The organism is Saprospiraceae bacterium (assembly GCA_016713025.1).
Taxonomy (GTDB): domain Bacteria; phylum Bacteroidota; class Bacteroidia; order Chitinophagales; family Saprospiraceae; genus OLB9.
The window spans coordinates 301,555-321,580 of sequence record JADJPZ010000002.1 but is presented as its reverse complement, the minus strand read 5'-3'; the positions used below and the strand labels follow the sequence as shown (position 1 = coordinate 321,580).

The 20,026-nt window shown below is 38.1% G+C and carries 16 protein-coding genes; 10 read left to right on the top strand and 6 right to left on the bottom strand.

Annotation, left to right across the window (positions count from 1 at the left end; translation table 11 throughout):
* Nucleotides 1–6: 6 nt before the first annotated feature.
* The 3 genes from IPK35_01540 to IPK35_01530 are packed head-to-tail and all read left to right on the top strand — an operon-like array spanning nucleotide 7 to nucleotide 2,480.
* Complete coding sequence (locus IPK35_01540) at nucleotides 7–861, top strand: fumarylacetoacetate hydrolase family protein (GenBank protein MBK8051981.1); 855 nt, start codon at nucleotides 7–9, stop codon at nucleotides 859–861.
* Entirely contained in the window at nucleotides 858–1,685 is an 828-nt protein-coding gene (locus IPK35_01535) for an amidohydrolase family protein (GenBank protein MBK8051980.1), read from the top strand. Before IPK35_01540 ends, IPK35_01535 begins: the two co-directional genes overlap by 4 nt.
* A 12-nt stretch (nucleotides 1,686–1,697) precedes the next feature.
* Nucleotides 1,698–2,480, top strand: a complete 783-nt coding sequence (locus tag IPK35_01530) for an SDR family oxidoreductase (GenBank protein ID MBK8051979.1) — start codon at nucleotides 1,698–1,700, stop codon at nucleotides 2,478–2,480.
* A 168-nt stretch (nucleotides 2,481–2,648) separates the two neighbouring features.
* Here the strand turns inward: IPK35_01530 and IPK35_01525 are convergent, their stop codons facing one another.
* Nucleotides 2,649–4,859, bottom strand: a complete 2,211-nt coding sequence (locus IPK35_01525) for a penicillin acylase family protein (protein ID MBK8051978.1) — start codon at nucleotides 4,857–4,859, stop codon at nucleotides 2,649–2,651.
* Nucleotides 4,860–5,365: 506 nt separating this feature from the next.
* On the opposite strand from IPK35_01525, the gene IPK35_01520 reads away from it, so the two are divergent.
* The 7 genes from IPK35_01520 to IPK35_01490 all read left to right on the top strand — a co-directional run bounded on the left by IPK35_01520 (nucleotide 5,366) and on the right by IPK35_01490 (nucleotide 12,158).
* Nucleotides 5,366–5,920, top strand: coding sequence for a hypothetical protein (locus tag IPK35_01520; protein ID MBK8051977.1), 555 nt, complete (start codon nucleotides 5,366–5,368; stop codon nucleotides 5,918–5,920).
* Between the two features lie 211 nt (nucleotides 5,921–6,131).
* Nucleotides 6,132–6,938, top strand: a complete 807-nt coding sequence (locus IPK35_01515; protein ID MBK8051976.1) for an alpha/beta hydrolase — start codon at nucleotides 6,132–6,134, stop codon at nucleotides 6,936–6,938.
* A gap of 660 nt (nucleotides 6,939–7,598) precedes the next feature.
* Nucleotides 7,599–9,785 (top strand): carbohydrate binding family 9 domain-containing protein, encoded by a 2,187-nt coding sequence (locus tag IPK35_01510; GenBank protein MBK8051975.1) that lies wholly within the window; start codon nucleotides 7,599–7,601, stop codon nucleotides 9,783–9,785.
* 37 nt (nucleotides 9,786–9,822) lie between these two features.
* Nucleotides 9,823–10,200: a hypothetical protein gene (locus IPK35_01505; GenBank protein ID MBK8051974.1), complete on the top strand. Its 378-nt coding sequence runs from the start codon at nucleotides 9,823–9,825 to the stop codon at nucleotides 10,198–10,200.
* Between the two features lie 111 nt (nucleotides 10,201–10,311).
* Nucleotides 10,312–11,439, top strand: a complete 1,128-nt coding sequence (locus IPK35_01500) for a DUF2911 domain-containing protein (GenBank protein MBK8051973.1) — start codon at nucleotides 10,312–10,314, stop codon at nucleotides 11,437–11,439.
* A gap of 24 nt (nucleotides 11,440–11,463) precedes the next feature.
* Complete coding sequence (locus tag IPK35_01495; GenBank protein MBK8051972.1) at nucleotides 11,464–11,991, top strand: DUF4287 domain-containing protein; 528 nt, start codon at nucleotides 11,464–11,466, stop codon at nucleotides 11,989–11,991.
* Entirely contained in the window at nucleotides 11,988–12,158 is a 171-nt protein-coding gene (locus IPK35_01490) for a hypothetical protein (protein ID MBK8051971.1), read from the top strand. Before IPK35_01495 ends, IPK35_01490 begins: the two co-directional genes overlap by 4 nt.
* 7 nt (nucleotides 12,159–12,165) lie before the next feature.
* On the opposite strand, the gene IPK35_01485 is transcribed toward IPK35_01490, so the two are convergent.
* The 5 genes from IPK35_01485 to IPK35_01465 form a co-directional block, all read right to left on the bottom strand.
* The gene (locus tag IPK35_01485; protein MBK8051970.1) at nucleotides 12,166–12,618 is read right to left on the bottom strand and encodes a hypothetical protein; all 453 of its coding nucleotides are present in this window, start codon (nucleotides 12,616–12,618) and stop codon (nucleotides 12,166–12,168) included.
* Nucleotides 12,619–12,885: 267 nt separating this feature from the next.
* A complete protein-coding gene (locus IPK35_01480; protein ID MBK8051969.1) occupies nucleotides 12,886–13,818 on the bottom strand; it encodes a glycosyltransferase family 2 protein in 933 nt (310 codons plus the stop codon).
* 6 nt (nucleotides 13,819–13,824) lie between these two features.
* Nucleotides 13,825–15,486 (bottom strand): glycosyltransferase family 39 protein, encoded by a 1,662-nt coding sequence (locus IPK35_01475; protein MBK8051968.1) that lies wholly within the window; start codon nucleotides 15,484–15,486, stop codon nucleotides 13,825–13,827.
* Between the two features lie 248 nt (nucleotides 15,487–15,734).
* A complete protein-coding gene (locus tag IPK35_01470; protein ID MBK8051967.1) occupies nucleotides 15,735–16,475 on the bottom strand; it encodes a class I SAM-dependent methyltransferase in 741 nt (246 codons plus the stop codon).
* A gap of 10 nt (nucleotides 16,476–16,485) precedes the next feature.
* The gene (locus tag IPK35_01465) at nucleotides 16,486–19,845 is read right to left on the bottom strand and encodes an isoleucine--tRNA ligase (protein ID MBK8051966.1); all 3,360 of its coding nucleotides are present in this window, start codon (nucleotides 19,843–19,845) and stop codon (nucleotides 16,486–16,488) included.
* Between the last annotated feature and the right edge of the window lie 181 nt (nucleotides 19,846–20,026).

Below are 20,026 nucleotides of genomic sequence, written 5' to 3'. Positions count from 1 at the left end.
TGAATAATGAAACTTTTCAAATTTATACAAAACGGTCAAACTCATTGTGGTGTCGAAATCAACCATCAGAAATATGATGTATCTCCCCATTTCAATGATTATGACGAAATGTTTTTTGAATCCAATGGCTTGGAGAAATTGAAAGAACTGGCGCAAAAGGGACAATTATGTGTTTTACCAGCTGATGATTTTATATATACTGCACCCATCGGCCGTCCATCAAAGATAGTATGCATAGGACTGAACTATGCCCAACATGCCGCAGAATCAGGTATGGCTGTACCACCGGAACCAGTTATTTTTTTCAAATCCACAACGGCTTTATGTGGTCCCAATGACGATGTGATCATACCACGTGGCTCGGAAAAAACGGATTGGGAAGTAGAATTAGCCGTCATCATTGGAAAAAAAGCAAGCTATATCGATGAAGATGAAGCCATGGATTTTGTGGCAGGATATACATTGCATAATGATTACTCTGAGCGGGCCTTTCAGCTGGAACGTTCAGGCCAATGGGTAAAAGGTAAAAGCAATGACACTTTTGCTCCTCTGGGTCCATACCTTGTGACAAAAGATGAGATACCTGATCCTCACAATTTGCGACTATGGCTCTCTGTAAATGGCGAAATGCTGCAGGATTCAAATACTGATGATATGGTATATAAAATTCCTTTTGTGGTCGCTTATCTGAGCCAGTTTATGACGTTGCTACCGGGAGATGTTATTTCTACAGGTACGCCTTTCGGAGTTGGATTGGGTTTGAATCCCCCGCGTTATCTGAAAGCAGGGGATGTAGTGGAATTGGGAATTGATGGATTGGGAACACAAAGACAAGTGGCAAAAAATTGGGTGAAACAATGAAAATAGACGGTCATCAGCATTTCTGGCAGTTTGATCCCGTCCGCGATGCGTGGATAGATGAAAAAAGCATGTCCATCATCAGACGTGATTTTCTACCGGAAGACTTATTGCCTGTACTCAAAAAAAACGGGTTGCATGGATGTGTTGCAGTTCAGGCTGATCAATCTGAAAAAGAGACATTGTTTTTATTGGATCTGGCTGAAAAAAATAACTTTATACAAGGTGTGGTGGGCTGGATAGATGTAAAATCCGAAAAACTGCCTGAAAGACTGGAATACTTCGGTCAATACCGGAAACTGAAAGGTTTTCGGCACATTCTTCAGGGTGAAAAGCCGGAATTTATGCTTAACCCTGATTTTGTGCGTGGTGTCAGATTGTTGGGTCAGAAAGGCTACACTTATGATATCCTTGTTTTTCCAAAACATCTCAAAGCTGTAAAGCTGTTTTTGCAACAATTAGAAAATCAGCCATTAGTAATTGATCATATCGCAAAACCCTATATAAAAAAAGGATTGATCAAAGAATGGGAAAAAGACATCAAGGCCATTGCCCGACATACAAATGTATATTGCAAAATCTCCGGCATGGTCACAGAAGCTGACTGGAAATATTGGAAAGACAGTGATTTTACTTCATATCTTGATGTAGTATTTGAAGCTTTTGGTGTAGATAGGTTGATGTATGGCTCAGATTGGCCGGTTTGTCTTTTGGCAGCTGAGTATGATCAGCAAATGAGTATTTTGAAAAACTATATTTCAAAGCATGCACCTACAGCAGAAGCAAAAATATTCGGAGCTAATGCAGTAAGATTTTATAATTTGTAAAATAAAAAGATTGTGGATTTAAATCTAAAAAATAAAGTCATCATCGTCACCGGTGGTGCAAAAGGTATAGGAGAAGGGATCGCTGAAGTATTGGCTTCTGAAGGGGCGATTGTCTCTATTGTAGGACGCAACGAAGCAGATAACCAAGCAACAGTTGACAAAATAAAAGTAAAAAAAGGCAAAGCATTTTCAGTAGTTGCAGAGTTGACCAAACCAAAGGAATGTCAGAAAGCGGTAGAAAAGATAGTAAAAAAATATGGCCGGATTGACGGTCTTGTCAATAATGCCGGTGTCAATGACGGTGTAGGTCTCGAAAATGGGAGCTATGATGGGTTTATGGCGTCTTTGCATAAAAATCTGGTGCATTACTATCTGATGGCCCATTATGCTTTGCCGTATCTGAAAATTTCCAAAGGTCCTATAGTCAACATCGGCTCCAAAACTGCAGAAACAGGACAAGGTGGTACTTCTGCCTATGCTGCCTCCAACGGTGGCCGCAATGCCCTCACCAGAGAATGGGCGGTAGAACTCCTCAAATATGGTATCAGGGTCAATGCCGTTATTGTCGCAGAATGTTATACACCCCTTTACGATAAATGGATCAAAACACTTCCAAATCCGGAAGAAACTTTAGCTTCCATCACTTCAAAAATTCCCCTCGAAAAACGGATGACTACAGCTGAGGAAATTGCCAATATGGTTGCTTTTTTGCTATCTGATAAGTCAAGTCATACTACCGGCCAATTGATACATGTAGATGGAGGATATGTACATTTGGATAGATCGCTTTTATAAGCAAGGTACTTTTTAGTATATATATAGCTACATTTGTTTGCCATATTGAATTTTTATATTTCGTGGATAAAGGCATGAGGATTTTTTTAATTCTACCTGCAATTCGTCTCTAAAGGGGCTTCAATTGTCCAATTTTGCATAAGGTTGCTGAATAATTTTATTATTTTCCTATAAACTGGTTTGCCCGGGAAAATACCTTTTGGCCCCGAGCATAAATAAATCTTCTCTGTAAAAGAGTATATCTTTAAACTTCCCCTTGGTATACATTTCGCCCTGATCAAAAAAATGGGGTGATTTTTCATCACCACTATTGCCTCCCGCCAGGAGCGATTTAGCCTTTATCTTTGGCCCGAATTCCACAGCACATACGAAGCTATTTCCATTGACGCCATATCTCTTTTTGGTACCGGAAAAGGGCCGGCTATTGTAGGAAGGAAGCATACCCCATAAAGATGATGCATATCCTACCGGAAAAGAAGGTTTGCTATCGTCAAATCTGTGCTCTATGTCGGTAGAAATCCGTTGAAATCGATTGATCTCACCCCAAGGTGTCTGCCATTTACCAAATTTGGATTGCAGCTCCTCTATTGTTTTCAATAAAGGCATGAGCAAGGTTTGCGGGTCTACAACGGATGCAAAATATATCGCTTTGTCCACCTGGTCGGCATTTTCTATAACCGGAACCTTTGTTTTCAGGATATCAGACCATATCTTTTGTCCCCATTCTATCGCAAGGGAAGTAGCTATGGAGTTTTCACCGCTTTTATAATCCCACCTTTTCAGGACTTCCACAGGTCCTGCAAGTAAAGCAAAGAGTGTATCTTCATAAGGCACCTTTTCAAATGCTTTCACCAATGCAGGTACCAACACTTCAAATGCAGCCAGCCTTCGGTCATAACCGGCTTTGATGACCTTGTCGATGTTGTATTTTTTTTCTTCCTGAAGAACTCTCACCGCGTTTATTCCCCGAAAATTTTCACCATCAGGCGCCATATAGGCAGGAAAACTTTGCCTTTTGGGGCTTTGATCTCCGGCGACAGTATAGGGCGTAGCGTTGCAGTTTTGAAGCCAGCCATTGGATGGATTGATACTATGTACTATCTCTCCCATCTCGTGGTATCCTTTCCACTCAGTAGCAGAGATACTGCCATCGACGGGCTGAGACCAATCCAGCGTTGGATCACGTCTTGGTATTCTGTTGCCATGCCAATAAACGATATTTCCTTTGTTATCTGCATATACAGTATTGTTGGATATATTGCCTTTGAGGTCCATGGTTTTTTTAAAATCATCCAGACCCAGAGCCTTTGTTCTTAGCCAGGATTGCATCAGCCCATTTACGATGCGGTTGTCTGATTTTACAGATATCCACTGTCCGTTTCGTTTGGCCATGATCGGTCCGTGATGCGTATGCAGTGATTGAATTTTTATGGTATCATGCCTGTGGGCAGTTTTTGAAAGGATAGTGATGGGTTTTGTTGTTACAGGTTTTTCCTTTCCATCATACATATATACCCACTTGTTTTTTTTAAGACTTACTTTTTCTTTATAGGTGTCTGCAACGTCCACAGCACTGCTGGTATGCATCCATCCACAATGCTCATTGAATCCCTGATAGATAAAAAATTGACCCCAGGTCACGGCACCATACACGTTTAAACCTTCATCACTGACCATATGTACTTCAGGTCTGAAATAAAAAGTAACGTGAGGGTTGATATATAAAATGGCATTGCCGGATTCCGTCATAGAAGGAGCCAAGGCAAAACCATTGGATCCTGTCAGCATTTCATCTTCAAATCCTGTTTTGACTGGTTTGTATTCCTGGGTTTGCGAAAGCGAAGGTTGCTGTGAATAAAAAGCCTTTAGTTCTTTGACTTCAATATCGGCTACATTGATGGCTCCTATACTACCGTCCGTCCATAACATCGGATACCAGGGTTCAAATTTTGTCAGCAAAGCCGGTTTTACCTGTGGGTTTTTGTACAGGTAAAAATTAATTCCGTCCGCAAATGCAGTGCACAACTTTTTCAACCACTCAGGAGCTTTCTGAAAGTCTTTTTTGGCATCTTCGGCATCGATGATAAGTCGAATCAAGAGATCGTCATATATTTCTTCTGCACCATTGACTTCAGCCAACCTGCCCAATTTTTCGATATAGTTCATTTCTACACGCTTGAAGTCATCTTCACATTGCGCATACAGCAGGCCAAAAACAGCGTCAGCGTCCGTTTTTCCATAGATATGCGGTACGCCATAATTGTCACGTATGATAGTAACTTGTTTGGCTTGTTGTTCCCAGCGGTTGATGACTTCTTTTGCAGGGGATTGAGATAAAAGATATAGCGGAAGGAATAAAAAAGTAAACAGATGTCTCATCGATATTTATTTTTAGTCTTAGTATTTATAGCGTACAGAAAATATTCTTCAAAAAAGTTTAACCATACTCTAAATTAAGTACCCTAAAAAAGCCATTGTTTAAACAGGCTTATAAATTTATACAAGGTGCCATTACATAACAGATTAAAAGTCCTTCCATTTTAAGGGAAGGATTTAGGATGGGTAAATTTAGAAGAATAATTATGATATTCAATTTTCGCATTCAATTTTCTGTTTTGTATAAAACAGGAACAAGATGAGCAAATTATAACAATCATTCAAATTTATCAAATAAATATTTACTTATAATCATTGCAAGTAAGAGTATGTTTGAATTTTTATTTGAGCGAAAGTGAGAAATTTAATTTAGGACAAGATGAATGAAAGGTCTCATCGGTGATGAGAATTGAGTGAAACAAAAAAATATCATATCATTTCTTTTGTAACTTTTCTGTAACTTCAGGATCTTACATTTGCAGTATTAAATAACAAAAATAAAAAAAATCATGGAAGTGAACACTAATAATCCGGTTGAACAAATGACTGTAGAAGCTAAAAAAGTAGTAGAAACAGTTAAAAAACCTGTAGTAAAAGCTACTTCAAAAGTAGTCTCAAAAGTACAGGGAATAGCTACTGCCAAAAAAGAGACAGTAAAAAAAGTAGTTAATAAAACTGCAAAAAAACCTGTTTCTGTCGTGGATAAAGCTAAAAAAGAAGTTCAAAAAGCTGTCGATATCGTTACTGACAAAATAGAAGACGTAACAGATATCCCTACCCTCAACAAAGTGATTAAAACAGGTAAATTGACTTCAAAAATTTTAATGAAAGCAGGTGAAACTTTACTTGACAATTCACTGAAAACATCTAAATCTATTGCAGGAGTTTACAGCAAAGCTGGCAAAAAAGTATTAAACATTGGTAAAGAGCTTTTTCAGGAAACTAACAAAATCATGACTGAAAATCAGAAAGTGATGAAAACAACTTCCGTTAAGGCCATTAAGGAAACCAAAAAGACCATCAAAGAAAGTCATCTGATTGATTTTGCGTTTAGCAAAAACTAATGAAATCTAAACCTTTGTTCGGGCTTTTTCAAATCTGTAAAGTGACAGAGTAAAAGTTTGAGAAAAAAGGATGTATTTTTTTCATTAGTATGTATTCCTAATGCCAATGAGGTGGTTTATTACAACTACTCTTTAAAAAAAGTACAAAACCTCTAAGTGCAGGTTTTGTACTTTTGTCATTTATTTCATATTTTATCAACATTTTACTGCCATGATCAAATCCAGCCACAACATAGAACTATATACGAAAGATTACATCGTCAAAAATGCAAAAGCAAACCTTCTTATAGTCCACGGACTTCATGAGCACTGTGAAAGATATCACCACGTTGCAAAAAGTCTCAATGACATTGGGGTCAATGTTTTTACTTTTGATTTGCGTGGGCATGGCAAATCAGGTGGCCCAAAAAATATCATCAAAGACATAGACGAGTACCGACAGGATGTAGAGAATGTTTATAGAAGCATTCCTAAGGATAAACCATTTTTTATCTTAGGTCACAGTATGGGTGGACTTATCGTTTTCCATTTTCTGATGTTTCAGGAAAGAACGGATATTGCAGGAGTAATATTTTCAGGCTCTGCTCTTGAAGTTGGAGAAGATATCACGCCCATGACAATAAAAGTTGTCAAAGTGATAGGTAAGATACTTCCAGGATTAAAAACCGAAAAGTTAAATCCGGAAAATATCACAAGGGATAAACATGAAGTAGAACTTTATAAAACTGACCCTTTGATCACCAGACATGGTGCCAAAGCGGGATTAGGTTTGGCTCTGATCAATGCCATTCATGATGCCAAAGAGATGTTTAAGGACTTTCATTTTCCTGTGTTGATCATGCATGGCGGAGACGATAAAATTACAAACCCGAAAGGATCTGTTGCCTTATATGAAAACTGTGCTTCACAAGACAAAACGCTTCAATTGTGGCAAGGTGCATTTCATGAAATCTTCAATGAATTAAACAAAAAGGAAGTTTTGACTTTTATGAACAACTGGATTTCTGCCAGAATCTAAAAATTCAATCGAGTAATGAAGCACCATAATCCACCACAGAGTACATGTGTGTCAAGATATACAATGAAATAAATTGAAATATTTACCAATTATTTGATATTCAAGCGGCTACATGGTGTATATGTAAGTACTCAATAAAAGGTATATTAACCTGGAGAGGAACTTTGGCGGATCATAATAATATTTAATTGGTCGATGGCATTTTTCAGAGAGAACCTATCGTTGAGATACTCCCAAAAGGATATATTCAATTTTCGGCAAGTTTTTTTTATGGACAAGAATGTGTCTCTTGCCATTTCCCCATTTTCGTAATTTCCACTTCCAGATTTATGTTTATACCTTTCACCAGTCTCGTTTCCACTTTTGTACTGTCCTTCGGCTATTAGGTTGTCATCCCACCATTCCTGTAGTCGGGCGGGTAAAATAAACCATGATTATTTTTTATGTCGATTTCATCTGGTTATAGTGAATTTTACTTTATGGTATCAACGGTCAAAAATAAAATAATACAATGGTTGTGTAATTTATTAGCTCCATTTGCACGTAAAGAACATTTTTTTACATCATTTCGCTCCTTTTAATCTGCTCAAACATCCCTGTCGTCTATTTTTCAAAACCATTTGCCATGTAAATCCTACCTTTGACGATTTACAAACTTTTATGCTTAATCGATCTCTCATACTTTTTATAGCTATTTTGGTCACATATGCTGTCAGGTCTCAAAATACCAATGAGCAGACCTTCATCTATCAGTTAAAAAAAACCACCGGTGCCGCCAACATCGATGGCAATGGTGACGAAAAGGACTGGACACTTGCTCAGGAAGCCAAGGATTTTATACTCAATGCACCGGTAGATATCGGCAGACCCAAGTATGAGACCATAGTAAAAATGCTGTGTGACGATGACAATCTATACCTGCTTGCAATTTGCTATGATGATTCCTACTATGTTACACAAACGCTCAAAAGAGACGGCTTTGGTAACAGTGATGAGTTTGCGCTACTTCTGGATCCCGTAGGCAAAAAAGCCAATGGTTTTGGATTCGGCATCAATGCCATGAATGCACAAACAGAAGTCCTCTTATCAACCAATGATCCTGATATTTCATGGGACAACAGATGGTATTCAGCAGTGGTAAGGTCTGAAGACAAATGGGTAATAGAGATGAAAATTCCGCTGAAAAGTATTCGGTTCAAAAAAGATAATGCTTCCTGGCGAGTCAACTTCGGCAGACGAGATCCAGGCAACAACGAGACCAGCGTGTGGGCACCTGTGCCACGACAGTTTGACTTTGCAGATATTGGCTATTTTGGTACCCTTTTATGGCCGGAAGCACCTACTAAACAAGGTGGTAATGTTTCATTGATTCCATATGTATCTTTGCGAAATGATAAAACGAGCGCAGGTAATGAATCAAAATTACAGTCAGGCGGAGATGCAAAAATAGCTCTGACTTCGGCATTGAATCTGGACCTTACTACATTTTCTGACTTCTCACAGGTGGAAGTGGATGCACAGGTAACCAATTTGACCAGATTTAATATCTTCTTTCCGGAAAGGCGTCAGTTTTTTATTGAAAACAATGACATTTTTAATAATTTTGGACAGGGTGCCGATCAGGTGTTTTATTCACGGACTATTGGACTGAATAATACGGGACAACCAACTCCCATTTTATATGGAGCAAGGCTTTCCGGAAACATTCATGAAAAATTGCGCATTGGGGCATTTAATATGCAGACTCAGGACAAAAATGGGTCGGGTGCCAATAATTTCAGCGCATTTGCATTTCAGCAGCGGGTATTTGACCGATCAACATTTCGGGGAATTTTTCTTAACAGACAAGGGTGGAATGATGGAAGTCTGAACAAATCAGATTTTGGCAGGAATGCCGGCGGCGACTTTGTTTATACGACCAATGACGGAAAATTTCAATCATCAATTGGATATCTGCATTCTTTCAAAGGAAAAGAGTTGGATACAAAAAATGGGCAGCTGTACTATGGTTTGGCCTACAACGGACAAAATTTCAGAGGATTTGTCAACGTGCAGCATGTCGGAAAAAATTATTTTTCGGATATGGGGTTCAACGGCAGGATTGAAAATTATGATCCGGACAGTGACAGAATAATACGAATCGGTTACACCAATGTAGGCTCCATGCTGGATTATTACCACTATCCAAAACAGAGTAAAAAAGTGAATTTTCATTGGTCAGGACTTGAAAATTTCGTTTGGGTCAATCAGGACGGTACAGGACTCAACGAGTGGTACACCAGACTAAGGCATTTTATTTTTTTCAAAAATACGTCAGCACTCAGATTCAGACTCAACAATAATTTTGTGCGCCTGATATTCCCATTTCAGATCACAAGTCCTGCTTTGCCCAAAGGAGATTACAATATGACTGAGTTTAATATCCAGTACAATAGTGACAACAGGAAGCTGTGGGTCTGGGATATATTCGGTGTATATGGTCAGTTTTACAATGGATGGAAACACACATACAGAGCCGGACTTACATACCGGGCACAACCATGGGGCAACTTCCGGCTTGGTGTGGAGCACAATGATATCCGTTTTCCGTCACCATATACTGACAGAAAAATCACCCTTGGGACTGTCAGGGCAGAAATCAATTTCTCTACCAAACTCTTCTGGACCACCTTCCTTCAATACAATACACAAGCCGACAATTTTAATATCAACAGCCGACTGCAATACAGGTTTGCACCTATGAGCGATGTATTTCTGGTTTATACGGACAATTACGGTATTGAAAATATATTTACCAATAAGAGCAGATTTGTCGTACTCAAGGTCAACTACTGGCTGACGCTTTGATATGTTTCATGACATTAAAATAATAAAAAATAAAAAAATGAAAACTAAAATTTTAATTGCACTTTTGATTGTGGCTTCATTGTTCGGATATCTCGAATGGGGTATGGGCAACCATACATTTTTAATTGCAATAGAATGGGAAGTATTATCAAAATTGTTTACTGATCCAAAGTCAGTAGCACATCCGTTTATATTTATCCCATTGTTTGGACAATTGTTGCTGTTGATTACATTGTTTCAAAAAACACCACGTAAAAAATGGATTTATGCGGGTATGGCTTGTATCGGACTACTGCTTGTATTTATGTTGGTGGTTGGAATCCTGGGGAAAAATCTTAAGATAATTGCCTCTACGATACCTTTTATTTTGACTTGTATATATGTTATCAGATATTTCAAGACTGTTTCCACCTGACAATTAATCGGCAAAAGTATCAGTTTTGTCGAAAACATCACTTACGTTAACTAATGAAGCCATAAAACAGGTATTTTTGATGATTTTCTTACCAAATTAAATGAACCAGTCATGAAAACCTTTATTCAAAACTTCAGGCATTTATTTACTTTCATTTTGTTCATTCAGATGTCAGGTGCGCTTATAGGGCAGGCTTTAAGGATTCCCGGCACAGCAAATCTGACGAGTTCTGCAGGGAGAAAAGTAGGAGGTACTGAAATCAATATTCAATGGAATGCACCGGGAGTCAAAGGCCGTGAAGGAAAGATTTGGGGCACTAATGTGGCTTATTACGGGACACAGGTTCTTGGATTTGGCTCAGATATGAAATCTCCATGGAGAGCCGGAGCTGACGAGTGTACCACGATTTCATTCAGCACAGATGTGACTATCAATGGCAAGATGCTTAAAGCAGGTAAATATGCTTTGTTTATAGAGTTGGGTCAAGACGAATGCACGCTGATTTTTAACAATAACCACCATGCCTGGGGCAGTTATTTTTATGATCAGACTAAAGATGTGTTGAGGGTAAGTACAAAACAGCAGACAGGGCAGAAAACCATGAAAGAATGGCTTGAATTTACATTTGCCAATCAAACTCCAAGCAGCGTGGAAGTAGCCCTTGAGTGGGAATACTGGAGAATCCCTTTTACTATCGGAGTAGATCTGAAGTCAACAGTGCTGTCAGATATTCAAGCCCAGATGAGCGGTGCCTTGGGTTTTGATCCGCCTAGCCTGATAGCGGCAGCAAATTGGTGTCTGCAGAATGAAATTAACTATGAACAGGCTCTTGGATGGATTTCTTCGGCTACCAATCCGAATCTTGGAGGCATCAATAGTTTTCAGGCACTTTCTGTAAGGGCAGGTTTGCTAAAAAAGATTGGTAAAACTCAGGAGTCAGACCAGATAATGAATCAGGCTGTGGAAAACGGAAGTGCTGTTGAATTACATCAGTACGGCCGACAACTGCTCAATGAAAAGAAAGTCAACGAGGCATTGGCCGTCTTTGAAAAAAATCATATCAAAAACAAAGGTGCATGGCCTACCAATGTCGGTATGATGCGTGCCTTTTCTGCCATGGGAAATATCAAAAAAGCGCTTGATTTTGCAAGAGAAGCGCTGAAGCAAGCACCTGACGAAATGAATAAAAAAAATCTGGAAAACGCCATCAAAACCCTGGAGAGCGGGAAGGCATTGTGATGGGAAGAACATTAAAATAACCTTATGGAACACAGTTTATTAGAAAAAACAGGAAAATCACTGGATCACTGGCTCGAAATAGTTGCAGCCTCAGGTAAGGTTAAACATGGCGAAATAGTCAGTTTTTTAAAGGAAAATCATGGATTTGGTCATGGATTTGCCAATTTTGTAGGCCACAAATTCAATAAATCAGATGCGGGATCAGCTGATTATGATCTGGTGGACAGTCAGTACAAAGGAAAAGAAAACCTATTTCACATATATGAAAAGCTGTTGGACATTATTAAATCTCTTGGCGAAGATATCACCTTCGCCCCCAAAAAAGATTCCGTCAGTTTTATCCGAAAAAAGCAGTTTGTCCTCATCAAACCAGCATCAAAAACAAGGGTGGATCTGGGGCTGAAATTAAAAAATGTAACACTATCAGGCAGGCTTGAAAACTCCGGACCCTTTGGTGCCATGTGTACCAACAGGATTCAGATCTGCAGCCTGGACGATGTAGATACTGAAACCACACAGTGGATCACCGAAGCTTATAATCAATCAGTATGAGAAACAAGGCCTGGATTATTTTACTGTTCATTTCTACAGTGGGTTTTTCACAAAGTAAAGAGTATGAGAGTTTTAGAAAACTGTCAGACATCCTCCTGGCTCATGAAGGCAAATGGATGACAACCAACACTGAATTTGATGCAACATCTGAATGGTCTGCAATTTAAACATACTCTAAAATGGCAATTCATCGTCATTATTATTATCACCATCTTTTTCATCCTTTTTCAAATCATTAAAGTCAATATCCCATCCTTCCAGCAAATTATTTTGTTCAGGATGAATCAACAGATAATTTTGAATGGCCGTAATATTGTCATTGGGTCCAAGTGCCATATCTGGGTTACCTTCCTTGATCATATCTATCACTCTGACGAGTTTGCGGTAATGGCCCAAACGCACCACTTTTTCACCAGGTCTGAACCATATGTTCCATCCACCGTTTACCAGTATTGCATAGTTGCCATCATCATCTTCGTCATAATAATCGTCTTTAATAAAGATTTGGTCTGTACCGGTCAATGTATAGTCTTCGCCAAATTCATTTAATTCTTCATCCGGAGTACAGTAAAATATGTCACCACTATCAAGTTCTGTAGCGAGTATTACTTCAAATTTGAATTTCATTTTGTCTTGTTTTTAAATTACCGAATTACTAACATTTTTACAGATAGAGTAACAAAAATTGTGTGCTTATCATAAATTCAAAGGATTCTTTAGCACTTGATGGAGAATTTAAACAAACTCTAAATAGGAAAATTATACCAAAAAGAAAATTGAATGTAAAAATTTATAATCATAATTATTTAATTTACATTATGATTTAAATTTTTACAGAATATTTTCTGTTCGCCATTAGTGTCATCAATGATACTTACTGCTTTTTATAAACTGTTATTCCAGATATTTTTCACTTTCTATGTAATGTGGCCTGTTTCTGGTTTCATCATATATTCTTAGCACATACTCACCTATGATGCCAAGAGCAAGCAACTGAATACCGCCAAAAAGAAATATTGCAATAGCCAATGTAGTAAAACCCTGAGGAACATCCGGCTGAGTTATTTTGGTATATAATGCGTAAAGGCTATATAATATTGAAATGATGATCACTACAAAACCCATTCTGGCAAGGATTTTAACTGGAAATTGACTGAAGCTGAAAATACCATTGTACGCCAAAATCAATAATTTTTTTAATGTATATTTTGTCTCACCTGCATATCTGGCATCTCTTTCATACTCAAAAGGAAATTGTCTGAAACCTACCCAACTCCTTACACCGCGTAGAAATATATTTTTTTCCTGTATTTCGACCATTTGCAGGAGTACACTTCTGCGTATCATAGAAAAATCTCCACTGTCCAGAGGTATAGGTATAGTAGAAATATTGTTGAGAATGATATAATATAGTTTGTAAGAAAGCCTCTTAAAAAAACCCTCTTTTCTTTTTCTTCTCACTCCATATACTACATCATACCCTTCTACCATTTTTTGGTAAAACTGTTGCAACAACTCCGGAGGATCCTGCAGGTCACCATCTATCATCGCAATATAAAGGCCGGTACTGTTTTTTAGACCACTCAGAAAAGCAGCCTGATGACCAAAATTGCGTGAAAAACTAATGACTTTAAATCTTTTGTCTTTCTCGTGATATTGCTTTAAGAGCTGTAATGTACTATCTGTACTCCCATCATTGACGCAGATTATTTCATAGCTTGTACACCAATTATTCAATGCGGTAGTACATCTGGAATAGAGAGTGTCTATGATTTTTTCTTCGTTATACAATGGAATGACTACAGAAAGTAAAGGCTCATAATGCATGGTTGATTACTGTTTTAATTCGAAAAAGAAAAGTACATCTTCTGAGCCTACCTTGTCTTGGGTAGCTTCTGCATCCCAGTAATATTCTGAAGGTTTATTTTTATAAATGTTTATAACTCCTTTGAGATCATATGATTGAAAAAGCTTGTTTACCCATTGGAAAAGTTGATTGTTCGGATCTTTTACCAACCATGAAAACCCACTTCTTGCAAATACAAGAAACTTGGGTTTGGACTTTTCTACTTTTGTAATTAATTCAGTCTGTAGTGAATCATTTTGTGGCCCTCCATCTACCAGCTGATAATAATGCATATGTTGTGAAATAGTAGGCAGTTTTGCATAGAATAGCAACTCTGGTTCTGAACCTAAGACCAATAAGGAGTCACCGGATTTGCTCATACTTTTAATTTTATTGCCAAGTATGTAGGCTTCCTGAAAGGGGTTTGTGCCATATACTTGTCTTACAATATCTGCTTTTTTAGTCCTGGTAAAATAATTTTTATTAGGTGTATATTGTTTATAAAATAGTAAAATAAAAGCAAACATCATTACAGGGTATGTGAATATAGTATTTTGAGTAAAACGGCTAAATATCCTATAGATGAAATGAAATGCCAGCCCAACACCTAAACTAATAGCTGGTAATAAAACTACAAAATAGTGAGGATAATAATGAAAGCCAACCGATAAAGATATAAAACCAAAAATAGCCAACAATACTGCAAAAACTTTATTTTCTATAGACCATTGATCCATAAATGAAAGGATCAGTCCTGATAAACCAAGATACCAAAATATTTCTATATTATTAGTAACCATATTGTACATCATCTTAAACATTTCAATATTACCGGTTTGCGTTGCAGCAAATTGAGCCGGCCAGACATACGTCCAATACCAGAAATTATTTAAATTGCCGGAAAAATAAAACCAAATGATGCATATTAGGTAAGGAAACAAAGCTGAGATTGTAAGAATCGATCCTGTAAAGAGCCACCTTTTCCAATTTTTATCTTTGATGAGCGTCAGATAAGTAAGGTAAAAACCCGCAAGGAGCATAAAACCAATAGCCTGTTGTTTGACGAGAAACGCCATCCCTAATAAAAATCCGGCAGGAACTAAGTATTGGGATTTTGATTTTTCCAAGCTGCAGTCAGTAAGCCATATCCCTGCTATGGCTGGCCATAAAAGGAGTTGTGTTGCATGAGCCGCAAATCCGAAAACATTGGGAAGAGCTGATAAAAAAATAAACACCAAGGATGAGATAACCGCAGTCCCAAAACTAAATTTCTTCTTGATATATAAATAGAAAGTTATAGTAAATCCAAGATTGAAAATAAATAGTCCTGTATGAATCCCTTTGGGGGTTGCACCAAACAAACCTTCAAAAATACCATAAAGTATATAAATCAAGGGAGGCTTTACGTCGACATAGTCACTAAACAATGGAGTGCCATTCAACCAGGTATATCCCATATATGCAAATCCTCCTTCATCTCTTTCTAGCGGAATATCCAGCAATCTCCATCTCAATACAAAAGTAACTAAGGCGAAAACTATGATTGGCAGATATGTGGATACAAATGGATTTGTAGTAAATTTTTTAATGGAAAACGCATCACTTTTGTTTTTTTCAACAGCTGTTTTTTCTTGAATTTTTTTGCTCATAACCATAAAAATTACTAAAAGGATAAAAAACTATAAAATTACTATTTTAGTGAACTAAACAGTCACTAAAATATATAGTGGACAGAAAATATTCTGCGAAAAATTTAAATCATAATGAATTGTAATTTAAATAATTATGATTATAAATTTTTGCAATCAATTTTCTTTTTGGTATAAAAATACAAATGTAGCAAATTTGTAATATATAACTATTAAAATATAATATAAGATTGGTCAGGATATAGAATTTAATCTTCCTTTTCTGAAATGTTGAAATAGGAAACTCCAAAAGGAAGGCTTACCAACTTAAGCAGGAATAATTCAACTGAAAAAATAGTTTTGAGCGTTGTATTGATCAAAGGATGGGTATTGGTTTGAAAATCTGATTGAGGTATTTCATTTTTACCCAGAGCATTCTTTGCTAGCCTTATCAACAAAACGGGTAAAAAAAGGATAGTATTGAAATAGCTGGAATATTTTGTTTTTAAATGGTGATGTGACAACAATTTCAGGATGCCTTCTTTTTTGTACCTTCTGAAATGATGGTTGATCACATCGTGGCCGCTCCACATCATCATGAATGCAGGAACAGTTACAGCAATATGGCCTCCGTTTTTACAGACTCTTTTCATCTCAGCATATGCCTGAATATCATCTTCTACATGCTCTATGACATCAAAAGCACAGACGAGATCAAAAGTATTATCTGCAAAAGGAAGCGCTGTCACAGAAGCTTGTGTTACATCTATTTTAAGTTCATCTCTAAGAAATTGACATGTTTCTTCATCGTATTCGGAAGATATAACATTTCCAAAAACAGATAACATGTCAGAACCGGCACCCGTAGCAACACCGATATTCAAAATTTTTAATGGTGTGCCTTTATAAACATACTTTTTGATGGTTTGTCTGATGATTTTAAACCGTACAAGAAACCACCAATTATTTCTCTCCAGATGAAAATATTGATAATAGTAATCGCGCTGCATCCGGACAGGGTTATACTTTTGATACAGCTATTTTCAAACTCAGGGTATCGGTAATCTCTACAGATTCTCCTGATTCATTGCCATTGAGTGTTATTGCATCTCCCAGTACTTCATTTTTGATGTATTCTCCAAATTTTTCCACGGCAGGTTGAATCAGTTCATGATCTTCTATATGGATGGTAATCCTGTCCGTTACATTAAAGTTGCTGGCTTTTCTTATATTCTGAATTCTGTTGACCAACTCACGTGCAATTCCTTCAGCAATCAGATCATCTGTCAGTGTTATATCCAACGCTACTGTGATTTCTCTGTCCACTGCTACCTGCCATCCTGGAATCTCATCAAAACTGATCTCCACATCATCGGTACTAATCATAAATCTGTCTCCGTCTATCTCAAGGATGTGACTATTGGTTTTTTCAAGATGTGAGATTGCCGTCTGATCAAATTCCGCTATCATCTGTGCTCCGGCTTTCATATGTCTTCCGAGCAGTTTTCCCAATGTTTTGAAATTGGCTTTTGCTTTTTTGGTGATAAAACCTTCGGTATCTGTGATATATTCTATTTCTTTGACATTGACCTCAGACAGGATGAGTGGCTTTACAGCATCTACCTGATCAATAAATGTTGGGTCCAATATCGGCAAAAGAATTTTAGTAAGTGGCTGTCGGACTCTATGCCCTTCTTTTTTTCTGATGGACAGGACCAGGGAAGAAATCCGCTGTGCATAATCCATCCTTTGCTCCAAGGCTTTATCAATAGCCATCGGATCATAATCAGGAAAGTCCGCCAGGTGGACAGATTCATGAGTTTCAAGTCCTGAAGCATTGTTGAGATTTATAAACAACCAATCAGCAAACATTGGGGCCACGGGAGCCATAAGTTTTGCTATCGTAGTAAGGCACTCATACAGCGTCTGGTAAGCTGCAATTTTATCTTCAGAATATTCTCCTTTCCAGAATCTCCTGCGACAGAGTCTCACGTACCAGTTGCTCAGATGTTCGTCCACAAAAGCCATGACAGGACGTGTAGCATTCGTAGGTTCGTAATCTGCATATTCAGCCCTGACTTCTTTGACAAGAGAGTTGAGCAGCGAGATGATCCACCGGTCTATTTCCTGTCTTTCTTCAAGAGGAATTTTATTTTCTTTATAGATAAATCCATCAATATTGGCATAAAGAGCAAAGAAGGAATACGTATTGAACAGCGTACCAAAAAATTTTCTCCTGACCTCATCGATACCATCTAAGTCAAACTTGAGATTGTCCCAGGGCTGAGCATTGGAGATCATATACCATCTTGTGGCATCAGCTCCATATTCCTGTATCGTCTCAAAAGGGTCAATGACATTACCCAGACGTTTTGACATTTTTACCCCGTTTTTATCAAGCACCAAGCCGTTGGAAACCACATTTTTGAAAGCCACACTTTCAAACACCATACTGGCTATAGCATGCAAAGTAAAAAACCATCCTCTTGTCTGATCCACGCCCTCAGCTATAAAATCAGCAGGAAAAGTAATGCCCTTTTCTATAAGATCTTTGTTTTCCATCGGATAATGCCATTGTGCATAAGGCATGGCCCCTGAGTCAAACCAAACATCGATCAGGTCCAGCTCTCTCTTCATGGGTTTTCCGGTTTTGGACACCAAAACAATTTCATCAATATATGGCCGGTGAAGGTCTTTGGGCACAGATTGTTTCAGTCCAAGTTTATTATTGGCATGTGCAATATGCTCAGCCAGTGATGCTATAGAGTCAATACAAATTTCTTCAGATGTGTCATCGGTTCGCCATATCGGGAGCGGAATACCCCAATACCTTGATCTGGAAAGGTTCCAGTCATTGAGATTTTCAAGCCAGTTTCCAAAACGTTTTTCTCCGGTATGTGCCGGTTTCCAGTTGATCGTTTTGTTAAGCTCAATCATCTTATCTTTCATGGCCGTTGACCTTATAAACCAGCTGTCCAGTGGATAATACAAGACCGGTTTATCTGTCCTCCAGCAATGAGGATAATTGTGGACGTACTTTTCTACCTTGAATGCCTTGTTCTCTTCTTTGAGTTTGATGGCTATTTCGACATCCACTGATCTTTCGGGAGCTTCACCATCATTATAATATTCATTTTTGACATACTTACCACCGATCTCATCCAGTTCTGCCCTGAATTTTCCCTGCAAATCTACCAAAGGAACAGCATTTCCATTTTCATCCAGAACCAGCATAGGGGGCACCTCAGGATTGGCTTCCTTGGCTACCTTGGCATCATCTGCTCCAAATGTAGGTGCTGTGTGTACAACACCTGTACCATCTTCTGTGGTAACAAAATGTCCTGAGATAACTCTGAAGGCATTATGCGCATTTTCATGAGGATGTGCGTATGGTAATAATTGTTCATACTTTATGCCAACCAGCTCTTCTCCCTTGACTTCGGTAATGATCTTGAAAGGAATTTTTTTATCCGCCTGGTCAAAGGAAAGCAGATGGTCTATGGAGTCAGTTTTTTCATATTTGCCGGTAAATTGCTTCTCTACCAATGCTTTGGCAAGCAAAACATTTATGGGTTTGAAGGTATATTGGTTGTATGTTTTGATCAGCACATAATCAATATTAGGTCCGACAGTCAGGGCCGTATGGGAAGGTAAGGTCCATGGAGTGGTTGTCCAGGCAAGGATGTACACAGCGCCGTGCTCCCGCAATTTGTCAGGAAGCGTTTCGTCTATCGTTAAAAACTGAGCTACAACTGTAGTATCTGTCACGTCCTTATAACATCCGGGTTGATTGAGCTCATGAGAACTAAGCCCAGTACCTGCTGCCGGCGAATATGGTTGTATAGTATAGCCTTTATACAGCAGGTTTTTCTTGTACAGTTGCCCGAGCAGCCACCACACTGACTCGATATATTCATTATTGAAAGTGATATAGGGATCGTCCAGGTCTACCCAGTAGCCCATTTTTCTGGTGATATCATCCCAAAGGTCCTTGTACTGCATGACAGTTTCCCGGCATTTGGCATTATACTCGTCAACACTGATCTTTGTTCCGATATCTTCTTTGGTAATGCCCAGTTCTTTTTCTACAGAAAGTTCAATAGGCAATCCATGAGTATCCCATCCACCCTTGCGCTCTACTCTTTTTCCCATCATCGTCTGAAAACGACAGAATACATCCTTTACTGTTCGGCCCATGACGTGATGTATTCCCGGTTTACCATTGGCAGATGGTGGTCCTTCATAAAATACAAAGCTGTTTTCAACAGGTTTCTGTTCAATACTCTTTCTGAATATGTCATTTTCTTCCCAAAACTTACGTATTTGATTGTCTATCTGAGGAAGATTCAGTTGTTTTAAGTCGTCGTTATATTTAGCCATATGCCCTTTGTTCTATCACTACAGAATTAAATGAAGTATAAAATATTATTTCCATCAAAAAAGACTGCAAAGGTACGATTTTTTAACAAAGATTTGGCTATAATTGGTGATTTAGTAGTCAATAATTGTTATACAAATAGAAAGTAATCAATAAATAGAAAAGAGTATATTTAAAATTTAG

Excerpts from the sequence above, each read along its gene's own strand:
- IPK35_01540 (MBK8051981.1), top strand. The coding sequence starts at position 7 with ATGAAACTTTTCAAATTTATACAAAACGGTCAAACTCATTGTGGTGTC.
- IPK35_01535 (MBK8051980.1), top strand. The coding sequence starts at position 858 with ATGAAAATAGACGGTCATCAGCATTTCTGGCAGTTTGATCCCGTCCGC.
- IPK35_01525 (MBK8051978.1), bottom strand. The coding sequence starts at position 4,859 with ATGAGACATCTGTTTACTTTTTTATTCCTTCCGCTATATCTTTTATCT.
- IPK35_01520 (MBK8051977.1), top strand. The coding sequence starts at position 5,366 with ATGGAAGTGAACACTAATAATCCGGTTGAACAAATGACTGTAGAAGCT.
- IPK35_01515 (MBK8051976.1), top strand. The coding sequence starts at position 6,132 with ATGATCAAATCCAGCCACAACATAGAACTATATACGAAAGATTACATC.
- IPK35_01510 (MBK8051975.1), top strand. The coding sequence starts at position 7,599 with ATGCTTAATCGATCTCTCATACTTTTTATAGCTATTTTGGTCACATAT.
- IPK35_01505 (MBK8051974.1), top strand. The coding sequence starts at position 9,823 with ATGAAAACTAAAATTTTAATTGCACTTTTGATTGTGGCTTCATTGTTC.
- IPK35_01500 (MBK8051973.1), top strand. The coding sequence starts at position 10,312 with ATGAAAACCTTTATTCAAAACTTCAGGCATTTATTTACTTTCATTTTG.
- IPK35_01495 (MBK8051972.1), top strand. The coding sequence starts at position 11,464 with ATGGAACACAGTTTATTAGAAAAAACAGGAAAATCACTGGATCACTGG.
- IPK35_01490 (MBK8051971.1), top strand. The coding sequence starts at position 11,988 with ATGAGAAACAAGGCCTGGATTATTTTACTGTTCATTTCTACAGTGGGT.
- IPK35_01485 (MBK8051970.1), bottom strand. The coding sequence starts at position 12,618 with ATGAAATTCAAATTTGAAGTAATACTCGCTACAGAACTTGATAGTGGT.
- IPK35_01480 (MBK8051969.1), bottom strand. The coding sequence starts at position 13,818 with ATGCATTATGAGCCTTTACTTTCTGTAGTCATTCCATTGTATAACGAA.
- IPK35_01475 (MBK8051968.1), bottom strand. The coding sequence starts at position 15,486 with ATGAGCAAAAAAATTCAAGAAAAAACAGCTGTTGAAAAAAACAAAAGT.
- IPK35_01470 (MBK8051967.1), bottom strand. The coding sequence starts at position 16,475 with ATGCAGCGCGATTACTATTATCAATATTTTCATCTGGAGAGAAATAAT.
- IPK35_01465 (MBK8051966.1), bottom strand. The coding sequence starts at position 19,845 with ATGGCTAAATATAACGACGACTTAAAACAACTGAATCTTCCTCAGATA.